The 24,029-nt window shown below is 66.6% G+C and carries 18 protein-coding genes; 3 read left to right on the forward strand and 15 right to left on the reverse strand.

All coding sequences use genetic code 11. The features are described 5' to 3' along the window. Positions 1–32: 32 nt before the first annotated feature. The 7 genes from SPF06_RS18255 to SPF06_RS18285 form a co-directional block, all read right to left on the reverse strand. A complete protein-coding gene (locus SPF06_RS18255; protein ID WP_323280564.1) occupies positions 33–1,064 on the reverse strand; it encodes an aminoglycoside phosphotransferase family protein in 1,032 nt (343 codons plus the stop codon). Then, on the reverse strand, positions 1,051–2,883 hold the full coding sequence (locus SPF06_RS18260; RefSeq protein WP_323280565.1) for a dTMP kinase: 1,833 nt from the start codon (positions 2,881–2,883) through the stop codon (positions 1,051–1,053). Before SPF06_RS18260 ends, SPF06_RS18255 begins: the two co-directional genes overlap by 14 nt. 96 nt (positions 2,884–2,979) lie before the next feature. Further along, the gene (locus SPF06_RS18265) at positions 2,980–3,789 is read right to left on the reverse strand and encodes a glycoside hydrolase family 16 protein (RefSeq protein WP_323280566.1); all 810 of its coding nucleotides are present in this window, start codon (positions 3,787–3,789) and stop codon (positions 2,980–2,982) included. 25 nt (positions 3,790–3,814) lie between these two features. Then, positions 3,815–6,064 (reverse strand): hypothetical protein, encoded by a 2,250-nt coding sequence (locus SPF06_RS18270; protein ID WP_323280567.1) that lies wholly within the window; start codon positions 6,062–6,064, stop codon positions 3,815–3,817. Beyond that, positions 6,025–7,440, reverse strand: coding sequence for a glycosyltransferase family 2 protein (locus SPF06_RS18275; RefSeq protein ID WP_323280568.1), 1,416 nt, complete (start codon positions 7,438–7,440; stop codon positions 6,025–6,027). The genes SPF06_RS18270 and SPF06_RS18275 overlap by 40 nt, the downstream gene beginning before the upstream one ends. Beyond that, on the reverse strand, positions 7,437–8,429 hold the full coding sequence (locus SPF06_RS18280; protein WP_323280569.1) for a glycosyltransferase family 2 protein: 993 nt from the start codon (positions 8,427–8,429) through the stop codon (positions 7,437–7,439). Before SPF06_RS18280 ends, SPF06_RS18275 begins: the two co-directional genes overlap by 4 nt. A 1-nt stretch (position 8,430) precedes the next feature. Further along, a complete protein-coding gene (locus SPF06_RS18285; RefSeq protein ID WP_323280570.1) occupies positions 8,431–9,282 on the reverse strand; it encodes a glycosyltransferase family 2 protein in 852 nt (283 codons plus the stop codon). Positions 9,283–9,646: 364 nt separating this feature from the next. Here SPF06_RS18285 and SPF06_RS18290 point away from each other — a divergent pair, with 364 nt between their 5' ends. Further along, positions 9,647–12,130, forward strand: a complete 2,484-nt coding sequence (locus SPF06_RS18290; protein WP_323280571.1) for a PKD domain-containing protein — start codon at positions 9,647–9,649, stop codon at positions 12,128–12,130. Positions 12,131–12,354: 224 nt separating this feature from the next. After that, the gene (locus tag SPF06_RS18295; RefSeq protein WP_323280572.1) at positions 12,355–14,562 is read left to right on the forward strand and encodes a PKD domain-containing protein; all 2,208 of its coding nucleotides are present in this window, start codon (positions 12,355–12,357) and stop codon (positions 14,560–14,562) included. 73 nt (positions 14,563–14,635) lie between these two features. Here the strand turns inward: SPF06_RS18295 and SPF06_RS18300 are convergent, their stop codons facing one another. After that, positions 14,636–15,562, reverse strand: a complete 927-nt coding sequence (locus SPF06_RS18300; protein WP_323280573.1) for an alkaline phosphatase family protein — start codon at positions 15,560–15,562, stop codon at positions 14,636–14,638. A gap of 718 nt (positions 15,563–16,280) precedes the next feature. Next, positions 16,281–16,790 carry a hypothetical protein gene (locus SPF06_RS18305; RefSeq protein WP_323280619.1) on the reverse strand — a complete coding sequence of 170 codons (510 nt, stop codon included), beginning with the start codon at positions 16,788–16,790 and terminating at the stop codon, positions 16,281–16,283. Here SPF06_RS18305 and SPF06_RS18310 point away from each other — a divergent pair. Further along, positions 16,747–17,280: a glycoside hydrolase family 16 protein gene (locus SPF06_RS18310; RefSeq protein WP_323280574.1), complete on the forward strand. Its 534-nt coding sequence runs from the start codon at positions 16,747–16,749 to the stop codon at positions 17,278–17,280. The genes SPF06_RS18305 and SPF06_RS18310 overlap by 44 nt on opposite strands. A gap of 1 nt (position 17,281) precedes the next feature. Here SPF06_RS18310 and SPF06_RS18315 read toward each other — a convergent pair whose 3' ends face one another. The 6 genes from SPF06_RS18315 to SPF06_RS18340 all read right to left on the reverse strand — a co-directional run bounded on the left by SPF06_RS18315 (position 17,282) and on the right by SPF06_RS18340 (position 23,946). Further along, positions 17,282–18,409 (reverse strand): DegT/DnrJ/EryC1/StrS family aminotransferase, encoded by a 1,128-nt coding sequence (locus tag SPF06_RS18315; RefSeq protein ID WP_323280575.1) that lies wholly within the window; start codon positions 18,407–18,409, stop codon positions 17,282–17,284. Further along, positions 18,406–19,071, reverse strand: a complete 666-nt coding sequence (locus SPF06_RS18320; protein ID WP_323280576.1) for an acetyltransferase — start codon at positions 19,069–19,071, stop codon at positions 18,406–18,408. The genes SPF06_RS18315 and SPF06_RS18320 overlap by 4 nt, the downstream gene beginning before the upstream one ends. Further along, positions 19,068–20,207: a DegT/DnrJ/EryC1/StrS family aminotransferase gene (locus SPF06_RS18325; protein ID WP_323280577.1), complete on the reverse strand. Its 1,140-nt coding sequence runs from the start codon at positions 20,205–20,207 to the stop codon at positions 19,068–19,070. Before SPF06_RS18325 ends, SPF06_RS18320 begins: the two co-directional genes overlap by 4 nt. Further along, positions 20,204–21,199 carry an NAD-dependent epimerase/dehydratase family protein gene (locus SPF06_RS18330; protein WP_323280578.1) on the reverse strand — a complete coding sequence of 332 codons (996 nt, stop codon included), beginning with the start codon at positions 21,197–21,199 and terminating at the stop codon, positions 20,204–20,206. Before SPF06_RS18330 ends, SPF06_RS18325 begins: the two co-directional genes overlap by 4 nt. Continuing rightward, positions 21,196–22,347 carry a Gfo/Idh/MocA family protein gene (locus SPF06_RS18335; RefSeq protein ID WP_428985798.1) on the reverse strand — a complete coding sequence of 384 codons (1,152 nt, stop codon included), beginning with the start codon at positions 22,345–22,347 and terminating at the stop codon, positions 21,196–21,198. The genes SPF06_RS18330 and SPF06_RS18335 overlap by 4 nt, the downstream gene beginning before the upstream one ends. Before the next feature lie 66 nt (positions 22,348–22,413). Further along, a complete protein-coding gene (locus SPF06_RS18340; protein ID WP_323280579.1) occupies positions 22,414–23,946 on the reverse strand; it encodes a sugar transferase in 1,533 nt (510 codons plus the stop codon). Positions 23,947–24,029 lie beyond the last annotated feature (83 nt).

Genomic DNA, 24,029 nt, shown 5'->3' on the forward strand with positions numbered 1-24,029 from the left:
GAGGACCGGAGGCTACCTCCGAAGACCAGCGCCTACCTCGGAAACCCCTGCCGCGGGGACATGGTCTCGACGGCGTGCCGCCACAGCCAATAGTCCCTGTCAGCGAGAACGGCGGCGCGGGTTTCGGCCATGCCTTGCTCCGTCGCGGTCTGGCCTTCGAGCCGGAAGGCCAAGGTGGCCGCGGACCGAGCCCACGTGGCGAGGACGAGGAGCGGAAGCAACGCGGGATCTACCCCTCGCCGCTGCAGGTGCCTGCGCACCGGCTCACGAGCCCATCCCTCGGGTCCGAACGCCTTGTCGAACGCCGCCATTTGGTCGGCGCGCTCGAAAGCCCGTTCGCTCGATTCGCTCAGGTACTGCAGGTAGAACACCAAGTCGTGTCCCGGCAGCCCGTCCGTGCGCGACCGCTCCCAGTCGACCGCCTGCAGCCGGCCATTAGGCCTCACGATGAGGTTTGGGTGGCTGAGGTCACCGTGCTCGACCACGGCGGGCAGCGGCACGGATCGCATTGGCTCGAGCAGCTCGTGCGTACGTTCGACCAGTCCGGTCATCGCAGAATCCTGCGGCAGCAGCGACGCAAGGCCGCTGAGCGACCGACCGACAGTCCGTTCGTACCAGCCGACATTGACGGCCGCCGCGGCAGTGCATGGCAGGGCTGCAACGAACTCCGTGCCTGCGTGAACCGCGCTTGCCAAGTCTGCGACCACGCGTTGTGGGTCCAAGGGAGACCCGATCACGGCGGTCTCCAGGAGGACCGTGTGATCACCGACGTCGAACGCCTTGATCACTTCGGGAACCCCCTGCTCCCGGCCGATGCCGAGGGCGTTGAGCTGACCGATGACGCTGGCTTCGTGCCGAACGCTGTAATTGTCGCCTGGCTGGCGCGGAATCTTGACCACAAGGCTCGGTTCCCGGGCGCCGATGGCGAAGACGAGGCCGACAACGTGCCTCGACGTGACGAAGCGGGGCGTCACGAGCACGGTGTCCCACGTGCGGCCGACGCCGTACCTGAAGAGCCTCAACTCGTCATAGTGGTCCCGAAGGAGGCGGTCAATGAAGGCCATGGCCACTCTCCCGAAGTGGACGCCGTCCCGTCACGGTGCCTTCCGGGATGGCAGCGTCGAATACACGCAACGACAGCGCGATCCGGGCGGCGACCGCCTTGGCAAGCCCGTAGCGGACGCCGCGGTGCAGCGCGAGCGTGTCCTTGATAGCCCTCGACGACGACGTGGGGACCATGCGTGCCGCCCGGTCCAGGGTGGGCGCATGCCAGTAGACGGACACATCCCGGAAACCGCTCCGCGCGAGCTCGCGCTTCCAGCCTGCGAGAGTACGCGGCCCCGAGCCGCGGCTCCACAGCGACCGTTTCGCGCTGATGCATATCCAGCCTCCAGGCCGTACCGCTCCCGCCGCAGCTTCGAAGAGCCCTCGGTCAGGATCCGCAAGCAGCACGAGGTCGAACAGCTTGTCTTTGCTTGCCCCCCCACCTGGCCGCACCGGTGCCGCGTGGGGATCCAACAGGCGCAACGCCGACTTCATGCTCCGGCCGACGTTGCCGCCGTACCCCACGCTCCGGGGCTGGAGGTCTGGCAGAAGGAACCGCCAGTCGAGGAGTCTCCACAGGTGCAGCGGCAGGACCTCGTCGTCGACCGACGCAGGCTCGTCCGCCGGAGGGGCCATGGGCGAGATGCTGTGCCAGACGATTTCCGTCGCGAGGGCCGCAACCTGTCCCTGAGGCTGGTCGGCGTCAAGGATTCGGGCCATGGGCAGCCGGTCGGCCAACTGAAGGTAACCCTGCCTCCAACCCTCCAGGATCTCTGCCGAATGTTCTCCCTTTCTCGCAAACATGACCTCGCCCGGGACGTCGAGCACCAAGAGGACATCCGGCGCCGGTCCCACCCGCAGGGCAAGGGCATTCGAGAGTCTCCCCGCGAGGCTGCGGTCAGGCGTTCCGGGCAGCAGGGCATCGTACGCGACCCGATCCAAGAGCACCAAGCGGCCGAGGAGCCCGTGACATCGGGCGGCGAGACCGCCGCGAAAGATCCGGAACACCTTCTTGCCGGTTCGTCCGCCTGGAATCCGGCGCAGCAGAACGTCCCAGCGTCCAGCTCCCCACATGCCCATATAGACGTATCTGCTGGGGAGGGGAACCCCTTCGCTGAGCGTACGGAGCAACGTCGTCTTGCCGGCCCCGTCGGGGGCCATGACGCCCACCGTCACCCCTCGGCCTTGGATCCTCGCACCGGACAGTCGCAGCAGTCGGTTGGTGAGGCCACGCACACGAGTGCTCATGGGCCGTCTCGCTGTCAACGCCTTCTTCATCCGGGCTGCGAAGGCCGCGGATTCGTCCCAGTTTCCCTCAAGGACCAAATCCAACAGAGCAGGCGCTGTACCGCAGCCCATGCAGGTGTCGACAAATGCCGCAATGTCGTCGTCAACGGACGCTATGGCACCCGCGATGCCCGCGACGTCACGCCGGTCAGGAGCCACCTTTCCCTTGTCCAGGAAGAGGTGAAGCAGCTGCAGCCAGGCTTGGTCTGCGGTCGCGGGCAGCCACAAGGGACCAATCTGGATTCGGCGGCTGAGGCAGCCGGAGGCCAGCGACGTCCGCCACTGCTGGAACGGTCCGAAGGAGACCTCCGAGACGATGTCCAGCTTGACCCATTCGTGATCGGCGTACGTGAAGTAGAACCGATGGCTTCCATGCCCGGCGGCCTGCACGCGGCGGAACCCGATGCCGCTCATCAGGCCATCTAATTCGGGCAGAAGCTCGCCGGCTACGAGAATATCGATGTCGCCAGACGGATGGAGAAGGTCGTTCTCTCCCCGCAACAGCATCCAGGCACGGCCCGACTTCTCCAGCGCGCGGAAGGCCTGCGCCACGCCGCGATGCAATGCAAAGGGTTCATCGCCCTCGTCGTAGGGCGGAGTCCCGCCGCTATTCAAGGGGTCCATGGCCTATCCTGCCTTTTTTGGGGTCTAGGGTGCGTACGCATACTGCACCACCCAGTCGATTTCCAGATGGCCGGCGGTACCGGGCGCCGGAGCCGACGTGCCCGGGCCGACTGAGGTCTCCGCCTGGAGAGTCCATCGCATCGGTGTGATGGGCACTGCGGAGGGGAGATCAGTCTCGTCCACGAGCTCGCCGTCCCAGAACCACCTGACGCGAGCGGGAGTCCACTCGGTCGTTGCGATGTGCCATTGCTTCATGTCGCTGGGCGCGAACGTGCGAACAAGTGGATCGAACATCATCCGGAACTCGTCCTGCGAGCCCCGGATCGCTGAGGCCCCGTAGGGCATTCCATCCAGTCCTCCCTCCGGCCAATCAACCTCGCCGTCGGCCCAGTCGTCGCTTACCGGCCAGAGCATGAAGGCAATCTTGTAGCCCGGCAGGGAGTCGGATCTAAATTTTATCGAATATCGGCCGTAGGTTTGTCCGCCATAACCAAAAGGAACGACCGATGCCACGCTCGGCGCACCATGGTCAGTATGCAGAAAGTAGTCGAGCTTGCCATCTGCCACCGAGAGAACTGAATCGGGCGCATAGATTCCCCTGCCCGAGGAATCCTCGAAATCGGAATAGCCACGCATGGCGGGACCGTAGACCTCCCCGACGAGACCCAGCCCCGCGGGCTTGTCGAAGCCCTGCGCACCTGTCTGCTTCCAACCCGGCAGGTCGCCGACGGGCATGGCCTGGCCGATCGCGGCCTGTGCGTGCAAGATCCTTGTCAGATGTGAGAACATGGTCGATCCGATCATGAGGGTGAACACCGCTGCGATTGAGAACATCAGAGTCCTCCGCGAGGCCGGACGCCTAACTCGACTTGGCTCCCGAACCCGCAACCTTGTAGATACGGACGGAGCCATTGCTGAAAACCTCTTGCGCGTCGGATCCACTCGCGAGCACCTTCTCAAGCTTTGGCAGCAGCCTGGCCTCGGTTATATTGCTTTCAACGGCCCAGCGCTCCAGATCGTCGGAGATGATGATGTAGTTGTTCTTCGCCCCACGGAGATGATTGGCATATTTCTGCAGACCGGCGACGGTAATATCCCCGTTCGACGCAGTGAGGTAGTCGAGCAATGAGGTCACGCCGCCCCACCTGACATAGTGGGGGTAGTTCGGCCCGATCAGAAGGGGGAAGAAGTGTTTGGTATCAAAGACGGTATCGTTGGGCCCCACGTGCGCGTCGAGCCATTGGCTGGCGGCGACGTCGTCCTGGGAAACGCGGTTCTGGGCCTCGGGCTGGAAATTCACCACGGTGAACAGCATGGCCATGACCACGAGCGTCGCGCTCGCACCGAGCACCATTCTTCGTGACCGTACGGGACCGGACCAGAACAGCCAGCCAACGCCGATGGCGAGCCACGGCAGCGCAAACAAGTAGACGCGGAAGCGCGCCTCCCCTCCGTAGGACTGCGCTAGCAATGCCAGCGCCGGGGCAAAGGCCAGCCAGGCCACCGCCACGGTAGTGCGAACCTCGCCTCCGAGCAGTCGCCGCACAAATCCTGCGAGCGCAAGGACGCCGGTGAGGAGGGTGAGTACGACAGCCCCGCGCGCCAAGGTGGTGCCGCTGAACACCCACGCGCCCTGCGCGATGGTGTTTGTGTCCGGAGGCTTGTAGCCGGTATTGGCAAAGATGTTGAAACCGCTGAAGAGCCCGTACTTGCCTCGAATGAAGTCGACGTTTGGAATCAGGTAGGCGATTGCCTCGAGCAGCAGCACCGGCCCCAGCCATTTCGGCTTCAGGTAGCCCAGCATGAACAATGGGCTCAGCGCGAAGACCGCAATATACGGCGTGAGCTGATGGCTGACGACGATCACGGCCTGAAAGAGGATCAAGCCCGCGACAGCCGCGCCCTGCAGGGCAGACGGCGCCTGTTCCCATTTCTGCACGAGCGTCGCGAGGGGCCGATTCTTAAGCCTTTTCACAATCCGCAGGCTTCGGAGCCTTCCTTCGAACGAGACCATCCATTTGACCGGAACGCCCCTCAGGAAGGTGAGCGCAAGGAGGCACATGCTCAAATACAGCGAGTAGGACAAGGCCTGCGGCGCGTAGTAGTTCTGGTTCACCCAGTCGCTCACCGTGAAGACGATTGCCGCCGTCCAGTAAACTCGTGCGCGATTCGAGATCGTCCGCGCGATGGCCAGTACCAGCACGGCGTCAACGAGGGCAAACGCGGTCTCCGCCCACGCGGCATAGTCGAGCGCGTTCCGATAGCCCATGACCTCGCCGAGAAAGGCACTCAAGGAAAAGAACCCCGGCCAGCGGTTGTAGATGTCGATCGAGGGATCCACGGAGCCATTTGCTGTAATGAAATTGGTGACCGCGATGTGCTTGTAGGTCCAGGGGTACCGTGGAACAGCTGCCAGCAGGGTCGCGGAGGCATAGAGCATCACGACGAGTGAAGTCAACGACACGCTCATGAACAGGGCCGAGAACATCTTGGGCGCCGCGACCCCCCACACGCAGAGTCCCACGACGAGCCCCACAGCGACGTACCACATGACGGGGAACTTCGTCAGCAGCCCGAAGTCGTCCAATCGTCCGCGGCCCGTGGAGGCCAGGCCAACGCCCCACATGACCGCAGCCACGCCCAGTGTCAGCCAAGGAAGAAGCCCGTTGGGCCGTGGACGGGCGCCGTTCTCCCTCTCCGCGACGGCACGATGGCGTGAACCCGAGTTGGCGTCCGCCGGAAAGATCACGATAACGGCCGAGGCGGCCAGCACCAGGACGGCGGCCGCCGGGCGTGGCTGCCAAAACCTGGTCCACACCATGGTCACAGCCACGACCGTGTAGACCACTGTGCTCACTGCCACCGTCCACACCACGCGTGCGGCAGGGTCGAACGAGGGCCGCAACCGAGACATGGCGGCCCAGCCCGGCACGGCAAGGCAGACGACAAGCTTGAACTGGGCGAACGGGACTCCACCGATGTCCAACAGGATGAGGACGGCGGTCGCCAGACCGCATGCGGCCAGGCCTAGTTCGAGATACCGGATTTTCCACCACGCATTCGCGCGGGCTACCGGTGCAGAAACCTCGTCCTGAAGCGGTAATGCCATGCCGATTCAACCTCCCCGATAGGTATGAATGAGAGTTCGGCACTCCTCGGAGTGTTGGGACTGCTCATGATGTCCTGCCCGGTCTGTCCCCAGCGTTCGAGCAGATAGTTGACCGGCCCCAGGGCAATGGAGAGCCGTTCGAGCAGCAGCACCTTGGCGAGCTGCCTCGCCCACGGGGCCGGCAGCGCGCTTTCCTGTCCGCCCGACCGGCGGGATCCACGGGCGTCTCGCACGAAGTTCCACAGCACGCGCGGAATCCGGGCCGCGGCGATTCTCGCGGTGTGCGGGTTCAGGAGGATCTTGGTCAGCCACGCCCCCAGCCCTGTGCCGTAGCTGCGTGCCTGGACCTGCAGGTCCTTCAACCCGTCGCGGTGACGGTGCCAGACGATGGCTGAAGGCTGAACCACGAGGGTGTAGCCATCGAGAAGGACGCGAGTGAACATGTCGATGTCCTCGCCGCCTCCGGTCCGTGTCCCCACGCCCAAAGCTGTGTCGAAGCCGCCCATGCTGATTGCCACATCGCGCCGGAGGGCAAAATTCGCTCCCGTTCCGAAGGCCCCCGGACAGAAAGGGAATTTCGGCAGGTCGGAGGGAGGATTCGCGAGCGAATAGACCCTGGGCGCAACAGTACTCGACCAGTTGACGCGGCCTTCGAAGAATCCCTGGGTGGGAGACCGCAATTCACCCGCCGGCACCAGACCTGTCACGCATGCGGCAGTCGGCAGCCGGTGAAATCCGGCCGCGATCTCCTTGAGCCACGCGCCGTCGACGATCACATCGTCATCCGTGAAGGCCACAATTTCCCCGCGCGCGTGACGCAGTCCGGCGTTGCGGGCATGCGACAGGCCCGGAACAGGTTCCGAGATCAGCGTCACGCGCGAGTCCTGAAATTCCTTGCGCACCATCTCCCTGGTCTCAGTGGTCCTTGCGGCGTTGTCCACTACCAAGACATCGAAGTTGGGATAATCGAGCTGGAGAATCGCGCTCAGGGAGGACCGAAGGTGCGCTGCCCTGTCCCTCGTGCAGACGACCACCGTTATCGATGGCGCCACCGCGGCAGTTCGAGTCGAGTTCACCGCTGGCAAGACTGCCGCGGCTTCTTCGAGGGCACGGCAGCTGACAATCCCGCCAGGAGCGTCGACCTCCACGAAGCCTCGAACACTCGATCCCTCTCGCACCAGCAACCGTGCCCGGTCATAGCCCACAGAATTCTGCAACGTGAGATGCGTGTAGTGGGCAAGGGGCCGAAGGTCGACGGCGCCGACCCACCGGGCTCCTGGCCACTCTGGTGGGCTGATGCTCTCCATAGCCGGTGCCAGCGCAAGGGCGCCGGCGTATTCGGCCGCGGGGGCACGGTCACTAGTGCGTTCGCTCATTGAGCTTCCCTCCACTGAGCTCGCAGAGGTGGAGCCGAAAGTCCCGCATCGGCGTGCGCGATCTGGCGTCCCCTGACATAGCCGGCCGCTGTGAACGCAAGAACGGCAACGACGGCTCCCGCCCGGCCGAGTCCTTCACGCCGGCCTTTCAGCACCCAGTCGCCGAGACCAGAGAAAACGGCTCGTGGCAGCACGCGCCTCACATACCGGCGTTCCGGGCCCAGCGCCCTCTTGTGACCCACGAGCTGACTCACTTGGGCCTTTGAAATCCCTTCGGACCACGAGCGGGCCACCATGTACTTGAGCGTTCCCCTGGTCGCGGGCACGAAATGACGGACCACGGCAGCGGGCTCATAGACGACGCGTGATCCAGGAGCGCCCACGGTCGACCGAATGCAGATCTCGGTCTCTTCACAGCCAAGGGGCACCGAGCCCTTCCGGCCCAGCGCAACGTTGAAGCCGCCGACCTGGAGGAGGACGTCACGCCGAAATGACATGTTGGCACCAATGACATTCCGCACCTCTGACGCGATCCTGGGCAGTCCGCGGTGGGTGCAGCCGACGATCCAGTCCAGCTCTTCCCCGAAGTAGCCAGGTCGGCCGGCTTCCCACACGGGCTCCACGCGACCGCCGACCGCCAAGACATCAGGGTCGTCATAAAAGGCGGTGAGGTGTTCAAGCCAATCGGGCGCCGCTTCGGCGTCGTCGTCAAGAAAGGCTACGATCTCCGAGCGCGCCAATCCCACTCCGGTATTCCGGGCCCCAGAAAGCCCCCGGGGACCTGAGTTCTCCACAATAGTTGCGTCCCGCACAGCGGCGATGAGCCGCTTGTACAAGTCGGGATTGTGGTCGACCACCACCACGATCTGCTGGGCGGAGTACGTCTGCTCCTGGACGGAGCCAATCACTTTGATCAACAGATCCCAGCGATCCATCGTGTAGGAACAGATGACGACGGAAACCGTAGGAGGTTCAGCAACGCCGGGCATTCTAGATTCCTTCCGCCAGCGAGAGCACGCTCTTCGGATCGGTGGGTGTCCGGGGGAAATGGACATCCGGATAGGTGTACTTGACGTGGCGAAGGGATTCGGGGCGGGCGCCGGCTGTCGGAGCCTCCCAGGTGGTGCATTCCCGAGCGAGCGTGTGCAGGACTCGCCAGCCGTCGCGGAAGGTCCGCAAATTCGAAGCGCCAGAAATGCGTCCGAGCTCGATACTGGGCACCTCTGCGATGCGGAGGCCTGCCCTGGCCGCGCGGACGATCAATTCGGTTTCAATTTCGAATCCGTCCGATTCCAGTTCAAGGACCGGCACGCACTCCCTGCGCAGCGCAATGTAGCCGTAGCAGAGATCGGAATAATGGCTGTGCAGAACGGTGTTGGCCAATTGCGTAAGCGTCCGGTTGCCCAGGCTCCGCAGCCACGTGATATCTTCCGAGCCGCCGCCCGTGACATACCGTGAACCTTTGACGAAGTCATAGTCGTGCTGGAGCGGAGCGATGAACCACCCGATCTCGCGCGGGTCCATGCTTCCGTCCGCGTCGAGCATGACGATGATGTCGCCTGTAGCTGCAGCGAAGCCCGACCGAACCGCAATGCCCTTGCCCTTTCGGGGCTCGGCAACCACGACGACGTCCACACGGAGAGACCGGGCGACGTCGACCGTCAGGTCCGTGGAACGCCCGTCCACGATGATGACTTCATCCACGTACGAAGGCATGCGATGCAGCACCCACGGGAGGTTCATGGCCTCGTTGAGGGTGGGAATCACGACGCTCACCGATGCCGCGGGCGAAGACATTTCCTGCTGAGAGAGGGAATATGGAACTTGGTTGGCAATGGACACAAGCCTCACCACTTCATGACAAGCAGGCTTCCCAGATAACCCGCTAAAGCTGCGGATATGTGAAGAGCGGCGCCAGAGACAAATCTCTGACTCCACCCCTGCAATTGAGCGTAAGTTCCGGTACAGGGAGTGTCACGAGTAGCCCATACCCGTTGTCCCCGCACTGTGCTGGAGCCAGTACTCCCGAGGTCCCCAAGCCGGTACTCGCCGATCCGCCGCCTTGCTACTCGGAGCGGCTGCGGGGTTACGCAAGGATGCGCTGAGACGTTCCCGCCCATTGCGCTGGCGACGGCGTGCGCCTATCCTCTTTGGTGGCTGGGTGACTTTTGGCATGGCTGTGTGTCGAAAAGTTAGCGGGCATGTGATGAATAGAGTCTCACGCTGGACCAGCCAGTTCATCGTCATCTGCCTCGTCGCGTGGAGCGGCGTGCTCGGCCTGTCCGGGATTGCCCAGGCTGCGACCACCTACGGCATACCCAGCTTCACGTACTCCGGCGTCAGCAATCCCCCGACGTCGGACAAGCCCCAGAGCAAGCTGTGGTGGAACGACGGCTCGTGGTGGGCGGACCTGTGGGCCTCCGGGAGCGGCTGGCACATCTACCGCCTCGACCGGGGCACCGAGACCTGGGTGGACACCGGCGTGCTGAACGACCCTCGCGGCTCCACCCTCGCGGATGTCCTCTGGGACGGCAGCCACCTGTACATCGCCTCCCACGTGGTGACCGTCTCGACCAACGAGGCGCCCGTTGCCGCTGTTCCAGGAGACCCGGCGTTGCTGTACCGCTACAGCTACTCGAACGGCACCTACACCTTGGATAGCGGCTTCCCCGCCGCGATCAGCAACAACAGCAGCGAGTCGATGACCATCGACGAGGACTCCACGGGCGCGATCTGGGCCACGTGGACCCAGGTGTCCGGAAACTCGACCAGCGGCTTCACCAACACCGTCTACGCGAACTACTCGGCACCCGGCGGCGCCGGCTGGGCCACCCCGTTCGTGCTTCCCGTGTCCAACCCGAACCCCTCCCCCGATGACATCTCCGGAATCGTCGCCTTCGGGAAGAACAAGCTGGGCGTGATGTGGAGCGACCAGCTCGCGGGAACGGTCTGGTGGGCATGGCGCACCGACGGGACCAATCCGACCGCGTCCTCGTCGTGGAACTTCCAGCCCGCGCTCAAGGGCCAGAATCAGGCCCTGGCCGATGACCACCTGAACCTCAAGCAGCTGCAGGCAGACAGCGCCGGGCGGGTGTTCGCCGCAGTCAAGACCAGCCTCAACGACACCTCGAGCGATCCCACCCTGCCGCAATTGCTGCTGCTCGTGTTCAGGCCCGGCACGGGCGCTTTCACGAGTTCGGTGATTTCCACGACGGGCGACTGCGTGACCCGCCCGCAGATCGTCCTGGACACGACGAACAACCTCGTCCACGAGTTCCAGACCGCACCGTCGACGTCGGTGACCGGCTGCCCGTTCTCGGGCGTGGCCGGGAGCATCTACGAGAAGACTGCGTCGATGGACAACCCGGTCTTCGGCTCCGGGCGCGGAACGCCCGTCATCCAGGATGGGTCCTCGGCCAACATGAACAACGTCACCACGACCAAGCAGAGCGTGAACAGCAGCACCGGCATTGTCGCTCTGGCCAGCGACAACGTCGCCAAGCGCTACTGGTTCTCCGACCGGCCACTCGGCCCTGCTCCGGCCGCGCCCGTGGCGTCCTTCGCGGCCAGCCCCACGTCGGGTGTTGCTCCCCTGAACGTCAGCTTCACCGACACCTCCACGGGCTCGCCGACGTCGTGGGCCTGGGCCTTCGGCGACGGCGGCACGTCCACCGCGCAGAATCCCACCCATTCGTACGCCGCCGCAGGGACGTACACCGCGAAACTGACCGCCTCGAACGCCGGCGGGTCGTCCTCCGCCACGACGACCATCACCGTCACCACGGCCCCGCCCCCGGCCGCGCCCGTGGCGTCCTTCACGGCCAGCCCCACGTCAGGCGTCGCGCCGCTGAGCGTCGGGTTCACGGACACGTCAAGCGGCTCGCCGACGTCGTGGGCCTGGGCCTTCGGCGACGGCGGCACGTCCACCGCGCAGAACCCCACCCACTCGTACGCCGCCGCAGGGACGTACACCGCGAAACTGACCGCCAGCAACGCCGGCGGCTCAAGCTCCGCCACGACGACCATCACCGTCAACACGGCCCCGCCCGCGAATGGGATCAGCGTCGTCGGCTCCACCACCACCTACTCGGCGACCGCCGTCGGAGCGGTGTCCATCACCACACCCTCCGGGACGGCGGCCGGAGACGTCCTGGTCGCAGCGATCACAGTAGACCTGAACTCTTCCATGGCTTCGGTTCCGGCTGGCTGGACCGCCATTGTCAACGGCCTCGGCGTCAACAGCTCCTCGACATCGGGCGCCCGAATCTACAGCTATTACCACGTGATGGGGTCCTCCGAACCGTCGAGCTATTCGTGGACGCTGGGCACCGCCGTCAAGTGGGGCGCCGGCCTCACCGCGTACCGCGGCGTCAACAACACGACTCCCCTCGACACGGGAGTCGTGACCGCCGTCGACACCACTTACACCGCCACGACCATCACTCTCCCGAGCATCACCACGGCCACCAACGGGGCGATGCTCATCGGCGGAGTCGGCCTCGACGCCGCAACGCCGGGCATCTCCCCGCCCAGCGGATGGACGCAGCTCTGGCAGGCGGCCGGGGGCCAAATCTCCGAGCTCGCCGACGTGGTGCAGGCGAATGCAGGCGCGAGCGGAACCGCCACGTGGACCCTGAGCACCGCGCGCGGGCTCGGCGCGTGGCGCACTGCCCTCAAACCGGCAGGCTGAGCACCTGCAGGCAGAACGAGCCGGGCTTCCCAGAAGCGGAGGCCCGGCTTTCTATGCCCCGACCACAGCGCTTAGGTGTACCTAGTGCCCGCGCGGTGGTGCGGAGAAAACCATTCGGGTACCGGGTACTCGTGCGGTCCGGAGCGGCGTTGTGTTCACTGGACTGAATTGGGGGCCTGCGCCTCGGCGCGGTCTCGGGGTCGAGATGGAACAGGAGACCGGTGATGATCCTCAGACGTTCCTCGCGCTGGCTGTGCAAGGTCCTCGTCCTGTCGATGACCGTCGCCACTAGCCTTCTGGGTCAGCCGGGCGCTGCGGTAGCAGACACCACCTATGGCTCTGCGAGCATCACCTATTCCGGCGTCAGCAATCCCCCGACGTCGGACAAGCCCCAGAGCAAGCTGTGGTGGAACGACGGCTCGTGGTGGGCGGACCTGTGGGCCTCCGGGAGCGGCTGGCACATCTACCGCCTCGACCGGGGCACCGAGACCTGGGTGGACACCGGCGTGCTGAACGACCCTCGCGGCTCCACCCTCGCGGATGCCCTCTGGGACGGCAGCCACCTGTACATCGCCTCCCACGTGGTGACCGTCTCCACCAACGAGGCGCCCGTGGCGTCCGTTCCGGGGCAGCCGGCGTTGCTGTACCGCTACAGCTACTCGAACGGCACCTACACCTTGGACGGCGGCTTCCCCGCCGCGATCAGCAACAACAGCAGCGAGTCGATGACCATCGACGAGGACTCCACGGGCGCGATCTGGGCCACGTGGACCCAGGTGTCCGGAAACTCGACCAGCGGCTTCACCAACACCGTCTACGCGAACTACTCGGGCCCGGGCGGCACCGGCTGGGCCACCCCATTCGTGCTTCCCGTGTCCAACCCGAACCCCTCCCCCGATGACATCTCCGGAATCGTCGCCTTCGGGAAGAACAAGCTGGGCGTGATGTGGAGCGACCAGCTCGCGGGAACGGTCTGGTGGGCCTGGCGCACCGACGGGACCAATCCGACCGCGTCCTCGTCGTGGAACTTCCAGCCCGCGCTCAAGGGCCAGGGCCAGGCCCTGGCCGATGACCACCTGAACCTCAAGCAGCTGCAGGCAGACAGCGCCGGGCGGGTGTTCGCCGCAGTCAAGACGAGCCTCAACGACACCTCAACCGACCCCACCCTGCCGCAGCTCATCCTGCTGGCCTTCAAGCCCGGCACCGGGTCATTCACCCAGGCCACGATCTCGACGACGGGCGACTGCGTGACCCGCCCGCAGATCGTCCTGGACACCACGAACAACCTCGTCCACGCCTTCCAGACCGCACCGCCGACCTCGGTGGCCGGCTGCGCGTACTCGGGCGTGGCCGGGAGCATCTACGAGAAGACCGCGTCCATGGACAACCCGGTCTTCGGCTCCGGCCGAGGAACGCCCGTCATCCAGGAACCCTCCAACTCGAGCCTGAACGACGTGACGACGACGAAGCAGAGCGTGACCAGCGCCACCGGCATCGTGGTGATGGCCAGCGATGACGTGGCCAAGCAATACTGGTTCTCCGACCGGCCGATTGTCCCCGCGCCCGTCGCGTCCTTAATGGCCAGCCCCAGTTCGGGGACCGCGCCGCTCAACGTCGGCTTCACCGACACCTCCACGAACTCTCCGACCTCGTGGGCCTGGGACTTCGGCGACGGAAGCACCTCGACCTTGCAGAACCCCAACCACACCTACACCACCGGCGGGACCTTCACCGCGAAGCTGACCGCCAGCAACGCCGGCGGGTCGTCCTCCGCCACCACGACCATCACCGTGAAGGGGATCAGCGTCGTCGGCTCCGCCCCTTCCTACGCGGGCACTGCCGCCAGCACCGTGGCCCTCACCGCCCCGTCTGGCACGTCGGCAGGGGACGTCCTCGTCGCCTCGATCACCACGGACCTGAACCCGTCCGTGACGTCAGTTCCGGCCGGCTGGACCCCGATCGTCAACGGTCTGAGCATCAACGCCTCTGCGACGTCCGGAGCACGGGTCTTCGCCTACTACCACGTCGCCGGCGCCTCAGAACCATCGAGCTATTTGTGGACCCTGAGCGCCGCGGTGAAGTGGGGCGCCGGCGTCACTGCGTACCGCGGAGTCAACAACACGACACCGCTTGACACCGGCGTTGCCACTGCGGTGGACGGCACCTACAGCGCCACGAGCATCACCCTTCCGAGCATCACGACGGTCAGCAGTGGCGCGCTCCTGATTGGTGGAGTCGGCCTCGACTCCGTAGTGCCGGGAATCTCCCCGCCGAACGGATGGACCCAGTGCTGGCAGGTGGCCGGAGGCCAAATCGGCGAACTCGCCGACCTCACGCAGGCGACCGCAGGCGCAAGCGGAACCGCCACGTGGACACTGTCCACCGCCCGCGCGGTCGGCGCTTGGCGTACCGCACTGAAGCCGGCAGGCTGAGCTGCCCACGGGCCGCCCTGACACCGACAGAGGCCGGGCTCCACCACAGCGGGGAGCCCGGCCTCTGTGCCTGTCAGGACCAGACATCGGTGATCGGCTGGGTTTCCGCGGCGTGGCCGAGGGGCTCGAGCCCGTAGGCCGCCTCGATGGTCCTCAGCACGCGGTAATGGTCGATGTGCTCGCTGTATCTGCCCGGCTTGACGTGTGCCCCTGCAAAGATGGTGGGGATCTTGTTGCCGGAATGGTCGTCGTCCTCATCCCACGTGACGATGAGCAGGCTGTTGTGCGTCGTTGCCCATTGCGCGTAGGCATCGAGGTTGTCGCGCAGCCACGTGTCGCCGGTATGCACCGAGCCGTTGTGCATGTCGTTGGCCAAGTTCGGCACGACAATCGACACAGTCGGGAGCGTGCTGTAATCCGTCGGAAAAGCTGTGAACGGCAAGTTGGCGGACGCCGGGACAGACGGGAAGTTCGTCCAGGGCGCGTGCTTCCGGGCGTAGTCCCCGGCCGTGCAGCCGAGGAACCCCACGCTTGGGAGGCTTTCCGAATAGCCCGCGAACGTCTGCCCTGCGGCGGCGAGCTGCGCCCCGAGGTTGCCCGCCACGTAAGTGTGGGGACAAGAGTCGTCGGTGAGGCCTTGCGTGGATCCGGAAAACAGGGCCGCGTAGTTCGGTTCGCTGGGGTGTGCCACCGCCGCGGAATCGGTGAAAAACGCGTTCTGGCTGGCCAGCGAGTTGATGTACGGCGCCGCGGCGTTGCCGATGACGTTGCCGGTTGAGTGGTTTTCCTCGACGACGATCACCACGTGGCTGGGCCGCGGCACCGATCCCGAAGCGTGCGAACTGGGATCGGCCGACGCTTGTGAGCCGGTGCTGCTGGCCGACGGCGTTGGCGGTGCCGAGCTCGTGGCAGTGGCGTTCCCGCCGCTCCCGCACGAGGCCAGCAGCCCTGCGACCACCCCTGCCACCAGCACCGCCGCGGCACCCCGCACCCGTGTCATGCCATCCACCTTCGCCGCGCATTCTGAGAAACCTCTGGAAAGATGCTCCCAAAGCACAGCTAGCCTGCCCAGAGATCGAGGCATGCCGAAGATCACAGCATGGTCACAGTTGAGTAACAGAGCAGCTTAAGAGTGTGATCTAGATCACATTTTAGACCCCCCAGCACCGCATTCTACGTCCCGTGGGGGACCCCGACCTTGCGACCGCGCCCCGGCCGCCCAACCCGCAGAATCCCCGCGTTGACGCGGTTGGACCGCGCCATGTTTCGGCCAGCCTAAGTCCCAAAAGTGAACAAACGCACGTTGTCAACTCGTGTGACGAGATCGCACGCGGCTTGATAGGGTCACCAAGCATGTCCCGTAAGACGTTCGAGACGGGCTGATCCAGCCGGGATTCCGGTGTCGATCAGAAGGCATAGGGGGGAGGTTGCCCACGTTTGGGCGACCGCCGAACCCCCTCGCCGTCTGCCCTGTACCGACACTGAAAGGTCTCCCCCAGAGGTGCCCCGCCCTCGTATGTGGCCGGCACTCGAAAAATCACCGTTGACATCGACCTGCACAGCTTGCCGAGCCTCGGCGAGGTGATGGCGCACGCCCTCGTGCGGGAACAACACCGAACAATCACCAACAGAACATGGCATGCAGTTCGCCGGGACCGCACGCCTTCACACGTTACACGCACCTAAACCCGTAACCGGCACGCGACACGCTTGGAGCATTACGAAATGATCACGAAACGCAAACTCATGCTGCCCGCCCTCCTCGCCGTAGGGGCTGTCGCCCTCACGGCAGGCGTCCAGGCCAGCCAGTCCGCATCGAACAGTTTCGAGACCGCCAGCAATTCCAAGAAATGCCTGCACTCAAATTGCAGCACCGCCGCTGCGGCGACCCCGACGAGCACGGCGAGCGCTACCCCGACCTCCACGTCGACGCCCACGCCCACGGCCACGCAGTCGCTCTTGCCGGTCCCCACGTCGACGGCCACGTCGTCACCGTCCCCCACGTCGTCGAGCGCGACGCCGACAGCGACCACGTCACCCACCGGCGCGACGCTCGCGCTCACCGGCACCCCCCAGCCGAACGGTGTGGCCGGCAACTGGACGATGGCGTTCGACGACGAGTTCAGCGGCTCCGCGCTGGACACGAACAAGTGGGCACCGGACTGGTTCGGCCCGACCGGAAAAATGAACAACGTCACCAGCAACCCCGCAAACGTCAGCGTTTCCAATGGTGAGCTCGTCTTGAACCTGGCGTCCTCGACTGACGGCGCCCTTGTGAGCACCAACCCGGGCGGCGGTGCCAAGACGGGCTTCCAGTTCACCTATGGCTACGCCGAGGCACGGATCTACTTCCCGGGCTCGGGCTCCACCGTCTACAACTGGCCAGCGTTCTGGACCGACGGTCAAAGCTGGCCGACCAACGGTGAGATCGACATTGCCGAAGGCCTCGGCACCATGACGACGAACTACCACTCGAGCTCCGGGGCCAGCAACTCCGGCACCATCGCGGGCACGTGGGCCGGCGGCTACCACACCTACGGTGTCAACCGGCAGCCGGGCCACAACGACATCTATTTCGACGGCAAGCTCGTCCGCTCGTACAGCACCAACGACGGCGGCGCCCCGCACTACCTGATCCTCAACGTCGGCGACAGCAACACGCACGTGTATGGCGCCGGTTCCCAGGTCAGGGTCGACTACGTGAGGGTCTGGCAGTAAGTCAGCTTCCCCGTATCACGTCGACGACGAGCCTCTGCTGCTCCGGCGTGATGTGCGGGAACATGGGCAGCGAGAGCACCTGGATGGCGGCTTCCTCGGCAACGGGGAAGTCGCCCTCTCGGTAGTCGAGATAAGAGAACGCGTTCGTGAGGTGAACAGGCGTCGGGTAGTGGATGCCGGTGGCGATTCCCGCCGCGCCGAGCGCACTCTGCACCCGGTCGCGCTCCTCGGCGCGGACGACATACAGGTGCCACACGTCCTCATTGCCGGGCTGGCTGCGCGGTGCACGGACTCCGGGGACCCCCTCGAGAAGCTCCCCGTAGAGCCGTGCCGCCGCGCGCCGTCGTGCGTTCCACTCCGCGAGCCGGGCCAGCTTGGCGCGCAGGACGATGGCCTGGACCGCGTCGAGGCGCGAGTTGAAGCCGACGACTTCGTGCACGTACTTGACCGCGCTTCCGTGCGCGGCGAGCAGACGCACCATGTCGGCCAGGATCGGGTCGTTCGTCGTGACAGCCCCGGCGTCCCCGGCGGCGCTGAGGTTCTCCCCGGGATAGAAGCTCGTCGCCGCGATGTGCCCGAGTGAGCCCGCGTGCCGCCCGTAGCGGCGCGCGCCCTGGGCCTGGGCGGCGTCCTCGACGAGCGCGAGGCCGCGGCGCGCGGCGAGGGGGACGAGGGCCTCGATGGGCGCCGTCTGTCCATAAAGGTGGACCGGGACGATGGCCTGAGTCCTAGGCCCCACCGCCCGGCCCACCAGGTCCGTGTCGATCAGAAGGGTCTCCGGGTCGACGTCCACGAGCACGGGGCGCGCCCCCGCGCGCACGACCGCCTCCGCCGTCGCGACAAAGGTGTTGGCGGGCAGGATCACCTCGCCGCCGGGTCCAACCCCGACGGCGCGCAGGGCGAGCTCGAGTGCGTCCGTCCCGTTGCCCACGCCGACGCAGGCCCGGGCCCCGACGAATTCCGCGTACTCGTCCTCGAACGCGGTCACGTGAGGCCCGCCGATGAACGTGCCCGTGTCGAGGGCGCGCACGACCTCGGGTACGACGTCGGCGCTCACCTCGCGCTGCTGGGCGGCGAGGTCCACGAACGGAACCCTGTGCACTCTTCCTGCCTGCGCCTCCGTGGTCACGGTTCCACCCCTCGCATCGGCCCCGCCGCTGAACCAGACATGGGCCGGGCGGGGACTCCGACCCATGTCTGCCCTTCAGGCACGTCCGAGACGACGGCCGCACCCATTCCGACCACGGCGCGTGCCCCCACGCGGGTGCGCTGCCGAATGCTGCTGTTCATGCCGAGGTAGGCCCCGCGGCCGACGACGACGGAGCCTCCGAGCGAGGCCCCCGCGCCGAAGGTCACGTAGTCGTCGACGAAGTCGCCGTGCGTGAGCGTCACCCCGGGCATGACGACGACGTGCCGGCCCAGCGTGACGGCCGCGGTCATGACGACGTTCGCGAGCAGGATGCTCCCTTCGCCCACGCTGCACCCTTCGGGGACGATCGCGCTCGGATGCACGATCGTCGCGTAGCGGCCCGGAGGGAGCCCGAGCGCGGCGAGGCGCCGCACGATCTCCGCCCGGATGACGCCGCTCCCAACGCACACCACAAGCCGAGCGTTCGGGTGCTTGCGAACCTCCGCGAGGGGGCCCAGGACGTGTGCGCCGTCGAGGAGGCTGCCTCCACGGATCGGGTCGTCGTCGAGGATTCCGAGGAGGTCGTATTCGTCACCGGCGCGCACGAGCGCCATGACCTCACGGGCCAGGCCGCTCGCGGCGACGATGAGGAGCTCGGTCACGTCGGGATTCCCCCTCGCGCCTCTTCGGTCTGCTGGCCGCACCCATGAACCCGCGTCCGGCGGATGGCATCGCAGACGCGGAGGACGCCGCTTTCCCCGAGCTCGTGATCCAGTGGGAAGGTGAGGGTGCGCGCCGAGAGGCGTTCCGTGGCGGGGAGCGGGACGCGGAGTGGGCAGTCGGCGAAGTCCGGCTCGCGATGAGCCGCCCTGACACCCGTGCCCACAGGGATTCCCTCGGCGGCGAGCGCGCCCCGGAGTTCGTCGCGGCTGAGAGGGAATTCGTCGCCGATCTCAGCCCAGAACGACTGGTAGTTCGATTCCCCCTCGCGCGGATCCTCGACAAGCCGAAGCCCGGGGACGCCCTCAAGCGCCTCGCGGTACACCGTGGCGAGCGCGCGACGCCGGGCGACCATGGCCGGGAGCCGACGAAGCTGGACGAGCCCGATGGCGGCCTGGATGTCCGTCATCCGAAAGGTGAAGCCGAGGTCTGAGTGCTGCCGCAGGCGCCGCGCCTGCTGCGCCGAAGCGAGGCAATCGGTCGTGAGCAGGCCGCCCTCGCCCGTCCTGAGGGCCCTGCGCGGAAGGAACGACCACGCCGTCACATCCGCGCCCACTCCCACGGGATGCCCGCGGTAGCGTGAGCCGACGGCGAACGAGGCGTCCTCAACGAGTGCGATCCCGTGGTCCTCGCACAGCTCGGCAATGGGGCCGATATCGACGGGCAGCCCGCCATGATCGGCGACGACGACGGCTCTCGTGCGCGGACCGAGGACCGCAGCGATCGTGCTGGCCGTGACGTTCCCGGTCTGCGGGTCGACGTCGGCGAACACGGGGTCGGCGCCGACGTGCCGCGGCGCATGGGCCGTCGTTGCGAAGGAGAGCGACGGCACGACGACCTCGTCCCCCGGCCGAACCCCAGCGACGAGCAAGGCGAGATGAAGCGCCGTCATGCAGTTCGACGCCGCCACACCGTTCGTCACGCCCTGAGCCGCGGCGAACGCGGCTTCGAACGCCGCGACCCGCGGCCCCGGCGGGAGCCACCCGGCCGCCATGAGATCCGGATCGGAGCCCTCAAAGCCGCCCCAGAGGTCTCCGACGCTGAGCCGGTCATCCAGACGATCTGCCTCCGCGGTCATGACGCCGCCACCACCCGGGCGGCCGCGATCTCTTCGCGAAGGGGACTCCACCATGCGACGAGCCGGCGAAGGCCCTCGTCGAGCGGCATCTCGGCACGGAAGCCCAGGTCCTTGGCCGCCGCGCCGGTGTCCCCGAGGCGGCGCGTGACGGCGTTCGCCTCGCGCTCGGGGCCGAACTCGACGGAAAGGCTCGAATCCATGGCCGCGAGGAGCGCGACAGCGAGGGCTAGGAGGCTCGTCTCCGTGCCGCTCGCGACGTTGTAGATGCCCTCGCGGACGGCGGACTCAGCGGCGTAGATGTTGGCCCTCGCGGCGTCCGCCGTATAGACGAAGTCCATCGTCTGCTCGCCGTTTCCATAGACGAGCGGCGGCCGTCCGTCCGCGATACGTTCCATCCAGCGGACGAGGACCTCGGTGTAGAGCCCATGCACGTCCATGCGGGGCCCATACACGTTGAAGTAGCGAAGCGCCACGTAGTCCAGCCCGTACAGTGCGCGGAAGCTTCGGGCGAGGCCCTCGTTGAAGCTCTTCGCCACCCCGTAGAGCGTGTCGTTGTTGTGGTGGTGGTGGGACTCGCGGGTCGGAAATTCGTCGGCGGCACCGTACACCGAAGCGCTCGAGGCGAGGACGACCTTGTCGACGGCATGCTGGCTCGCAGCCTCAAGCACCGAGAAGGTGCCGTCGACGAGGACTTCGAGGGCCAGGCGCGGTTCTTCGGCGCACTGGGTCACGCGGATCGCCGCCTCATGGAACACGAGGTCCTTGCCGATCGTCACATCGTGGACGAGGTCCCGGTCACGCAGGTCGCCCTCGATGAGGCGCACGCGCCCCGTCGCGAGGGCGTGATCGAGGTTCGCGAGCCTGCCTCGCGTCAGGTTGTCGAGCACGTCGACGTGGTCAACGCCCGCATCGAGCAGCTGGTCGACGATCGTCGAGCCGATCGTCCCCGCCCCGCCCGTCACGAGCACGCACGCTCCCGCCAATACCGTCATGCCCCTGCCTCCTGCCTGACTGAACCGGATTGCCTGGCTGACCCGGGGACGGCATTCGTGCCAGCATCGATCGGCGCCTGGGCACCGTCCCTCTGGAGGCTCCGCCCCGCAGCCTCGAGCACCCTGAGGACCCTGAGCGCCGACGATGCGCTCGACGTCGACGGCCTGCCCGACCTGATCGACCCGGCGAACTCGCCGACCATCTGCCCCAAGGCCTCCCGCTCGGGCAGCGCGGGTGACCACCTATCCCCCGAGCCGTCCCCTCGCTCCAGAGCGCTGCGCGACCTGCGGCCTCCGTGCATCGGCAGCTGGCCGCCGCAGTCATAGACGCTGAGCGGCTGCCGCGGGCTGAGGTCGTCCCACACGAGCGTCCGCCGTGTCCCGCCCACGACCATCTGACGGATCTTGGGGGGGCTCAGCCAGTTGACGTGGATGTGGGCCATCGCTCCATCGGGCAGATCAAAGGAGAGGTGGCCCACGCAATCGCGCCCCGTTCCGAGGGGATCGGCGCCGTGCGCCGAGACCGCGTCCGGGGTCAGCCCGTCGGGCAGGACGAAGTCGAGGATCGAGAGGTCATGCGGGGCGAGGTCCCAGAACACGTCGACGTCCGGCTGGACGAGTCCGGGATTGATCCGCACCGAATCCACGTACAGGATGTCTCCGAGCTCCCCGCCGAGAAGGAGCTCGCGCATCTTCTGCACAACCGGGGTGAAGCAATACGTATGGTCGACCATGAGCACGAGGCCACCCTCCTGGGCGGCCCGCACCATGTCCGCGCCCTTGTCCCAGCGGTCCGCGAGCGGCTTCTCGACAAGCACGTGCTTGCCGGCCCCAAGCGCCGTGAGGGCCACGCCGTAGTGGGTCCTCGCGGGCGTCGCGATGGCAACGGCATCGACGTCGACCGTGTCGAGCGCCTCGTCGAGCGAGCCGAAGGCCTTCGCCCCGCAGAGCCCCGCCAGCGCCGCCGCGCGGTCGAGGTCGAGGTCGCACACCGCAATGAGGTCCCACTCGTCGGAGCGATAGAAGGTCCGTGCGAGGTGGGAACCCCAATAGCCCGCCCCGACGACAGCAACACCGAGCGAAGCCCCGGACATCCCGCTCCCGGGGCCCTGGCCCCGGAACGGGATGAGCGAATGCGGATCGGTCATGTCCTCTCCTCTCGGCGGTTGTGGCACTGTCTGCGACGGGGTCTGCGACACGGTCCTCTTTCCGGATCAGGAGGCCCCCACGTGGGCGATCACGGCGCGTAGCGTGCGCCACAGGATCATGAGGTCCCCCATGATCGACCAGTTCTCCACGTAGTAGAGGTCGAGGCGGACCGAGTCGTCCCAGTCGAGGCCCGAACGCCCGCTGATCTGCCACAGTCCCGTGACGCCCGGCTTGATGAGCATCCGGCGGCGCGTGTAGCGTTCGTACGCGCCAACCTCGCGTCCGAGCGGCGGGCGCGGCCCCACGAGGCTCATCTCGCCCTTGAGGACGTTCATCAGCTGGGGCAGCTCATCGAGCGAGTACTTCCGCATCCAGCGCCCGCAGCGCGTCACGCGGGGGTCGTCATTGACCTTGAAGAGCACCCCCGCGCCTTCGTTCTCCGCCTCGAGCACGTCGAGCTTCGTCTCGGCCTCCTCGACCATCGAGCGGAACTTGAGCATCGCGAACGGCCGCCCATCCTTGCCGATGCGCTCCTGCCGGAACAGGACCGGTCCCGGGGAGTCGAAACGCACGATGAGCGCGAGGACCGCGAGCACAGGGGCGAGGACCACAAGGGCCGCGGTGCCGAGTACGAGGTCCATGACGCGCTTCACGACATGCTTCGCGCCGGTGTAGTGCGGGAGGTCGACCTCCATGAGCGGAAGTCCCTGGACGGGCCGCCAGTGGATGCGTGGCCCCGCCACGTTCGTGAGAGAGGAGGCGAGGACGAGCTCGGCGTCGTGCTGCTCGAGGTTCCAGCCGAGCTCGCGCACGTACTTGTTGCCGCCCGGGACGGGCCCGGCGATGATGACGGCGGCAGCCTTCTTGAGCGCGACCGTGCGGACGACGTCGTCCGTCGAGCTCAGCACGGGAAGCCGGTTGCCGTCGACCGCGAGCGACTGGCCGCGCCGCCCGCCCGGGAGGATTGCGCCGAGCACGTTGTAGGGGGCGCCCTCGCTTGCGGCGATGCGCCGCACCACGTAGCGCACGTCCTCGGGCTCCCCGACGACGACGGCGGGGGTCAGGTAGAGCCCGATGTGCCGCTGCCGGTTGAGCCAGCGGCGGCTCCCCCAGCGGAGCGCGAGGAGCCCGACGAGCCCGCAGCCGAAGACGAAGACGACGACGCGCGCCGGCAGCAGGCCGGCCGCGCCGTGCTCGGGGAGCGAATCACCGAGGAGGAGCGCCGCGATGGCGAGGACGGCGAAGAACTGGAACGACGCGGCGACGACCCGCCGATACTCCTCGGCGCCGATCCCGAGGACCGAGGCCTCCCTGGTGCCGTACAGGCCGAGCACGAAGGGCCACAGGCCGACGACGACGGCGAGCGCTCCGGCGGTCAGGGGCCGTGCGTCGCCGAAGACGACGCCCACGCTGGCCGCGGCGAGGATGACCGCAGTGTCGGCGCCCCAGAGGTAGGCGGCGTAGCGCTTGGGCCACGCCTGTGCCTTGGCCGAGCGGGCGATGCGCGCCGCGGGGCCTCCGAACCCGATGGCGGATGCGAGCCGCGGCCGCCATGACGCGATCGAGTGCGTTATCTGCTGCTGCGTCCCCACAGACATGACAGCTCCTCGGTTTTCCCCAATTGGGACCCGCGTTGTTGCCGATCCCTCACGCCAACCAGTACAGACCTCCCGGAACGGCA

Origin of the sequence: Sinomonas terricola (genome assembly GCF_034931225.1) — a bacterium.
Taxonomy (GTDB): Bacteria; Actinomycetota; Actinomycetes; order Actinomycetales; family Micrococcaceae; genus Sinomonas; species Sinomonas terricola.

Coding starts and splice junctions, on each gene's coding strand:
- SPF06_RS18280 (WP_323280569.1), bottom strand. CDS start 8,429: ATGCCCGGCGTTGCTGAACCTCCTACGGTTTCCGTCGTCATCTGTTCC.
- SPF06_RS18310 (WP_323280574.1), top strand. CDS start 16,747: ATGAACAACGTCACCAGCAACCCCGCAAACGTCAGCGTTTCCAATGGT.
- SPF06_RS18265 (WP_323280566.1), bottom strand. CDS start 3,789: ATGTTCTCAATCGCAGCGGTGTTCACCCTCATGATCGGATCGACCATG.
- SPF06_RS18330 (WP_323280578.1), bottom strand. CDS start 21,199: ATGACGGTATTGGCGGGAGCGTGCGTGCTCGTGACGGGCGGGGCGGGG.
- SPF06_RS18300 (WP_323280573.1), bottom strand. CDS start 15,562: ATGACACGGGTGCGGGGTGCCGCGGCGGTGCTGGTGGCAGGGGTGGTC.
- SPF06_RS18290 (WP_323280571.1), top strand. CDS start 9,647: ATGAATAGAGTCTCACGCTGGACCAGCCAGTTCATCGTCATCTGCCTC.
- SPF06_RS18340 (WP_323280579.1), bottom strand. CDS start 23,946: ATGTCTGTGGGGACGCAGCAGCAGATAACGCACTCGATCGCGTCATGG.
- SPF06_RS18270 (WP_323280567.1), bottom strand. CDS start 6,064: ATGGCATTACCGCTTCAGGACGAGGTTTCTGCACCGGTAGCCCGCGCG.
- SPF06_RS18335 (WP_428985798.1), bottom strand. CDS start 22,347: ATGACCGATCCGCATTCGCTCATCCCGTTCCGGGGCCAGGGCCCCGGG.
- SPF06_RS18275 (WP_323280568.1), bottom strand. CDS start 7,440: ATGAGCGAACGCACTAGTGACCGTGCCCCCGCGGCCGAATACGCCGGC.
- SPF06_RS18325 (WP_323280577.1), bottom strand. CDS start 20,207: ATGACCGCGGAGGCAGATCGTCTGGATGACCGGCTCAGCGTCGGAGAC.
- SPF06_RS18295 (WP_323280572.1), top strand. CDS start 12,355: ATGATCCTCAGACGTTCCTCGCGCTGGCTGTGCAAGGTCCTCGTCCTG.
- SPF06_RS18255 (WP_323280564.1), bottom strand. CDS start 1,064: ATGGCCTTCATTGACCGCCTCCTTCGGGACCACTATGACGAGTTGAGG.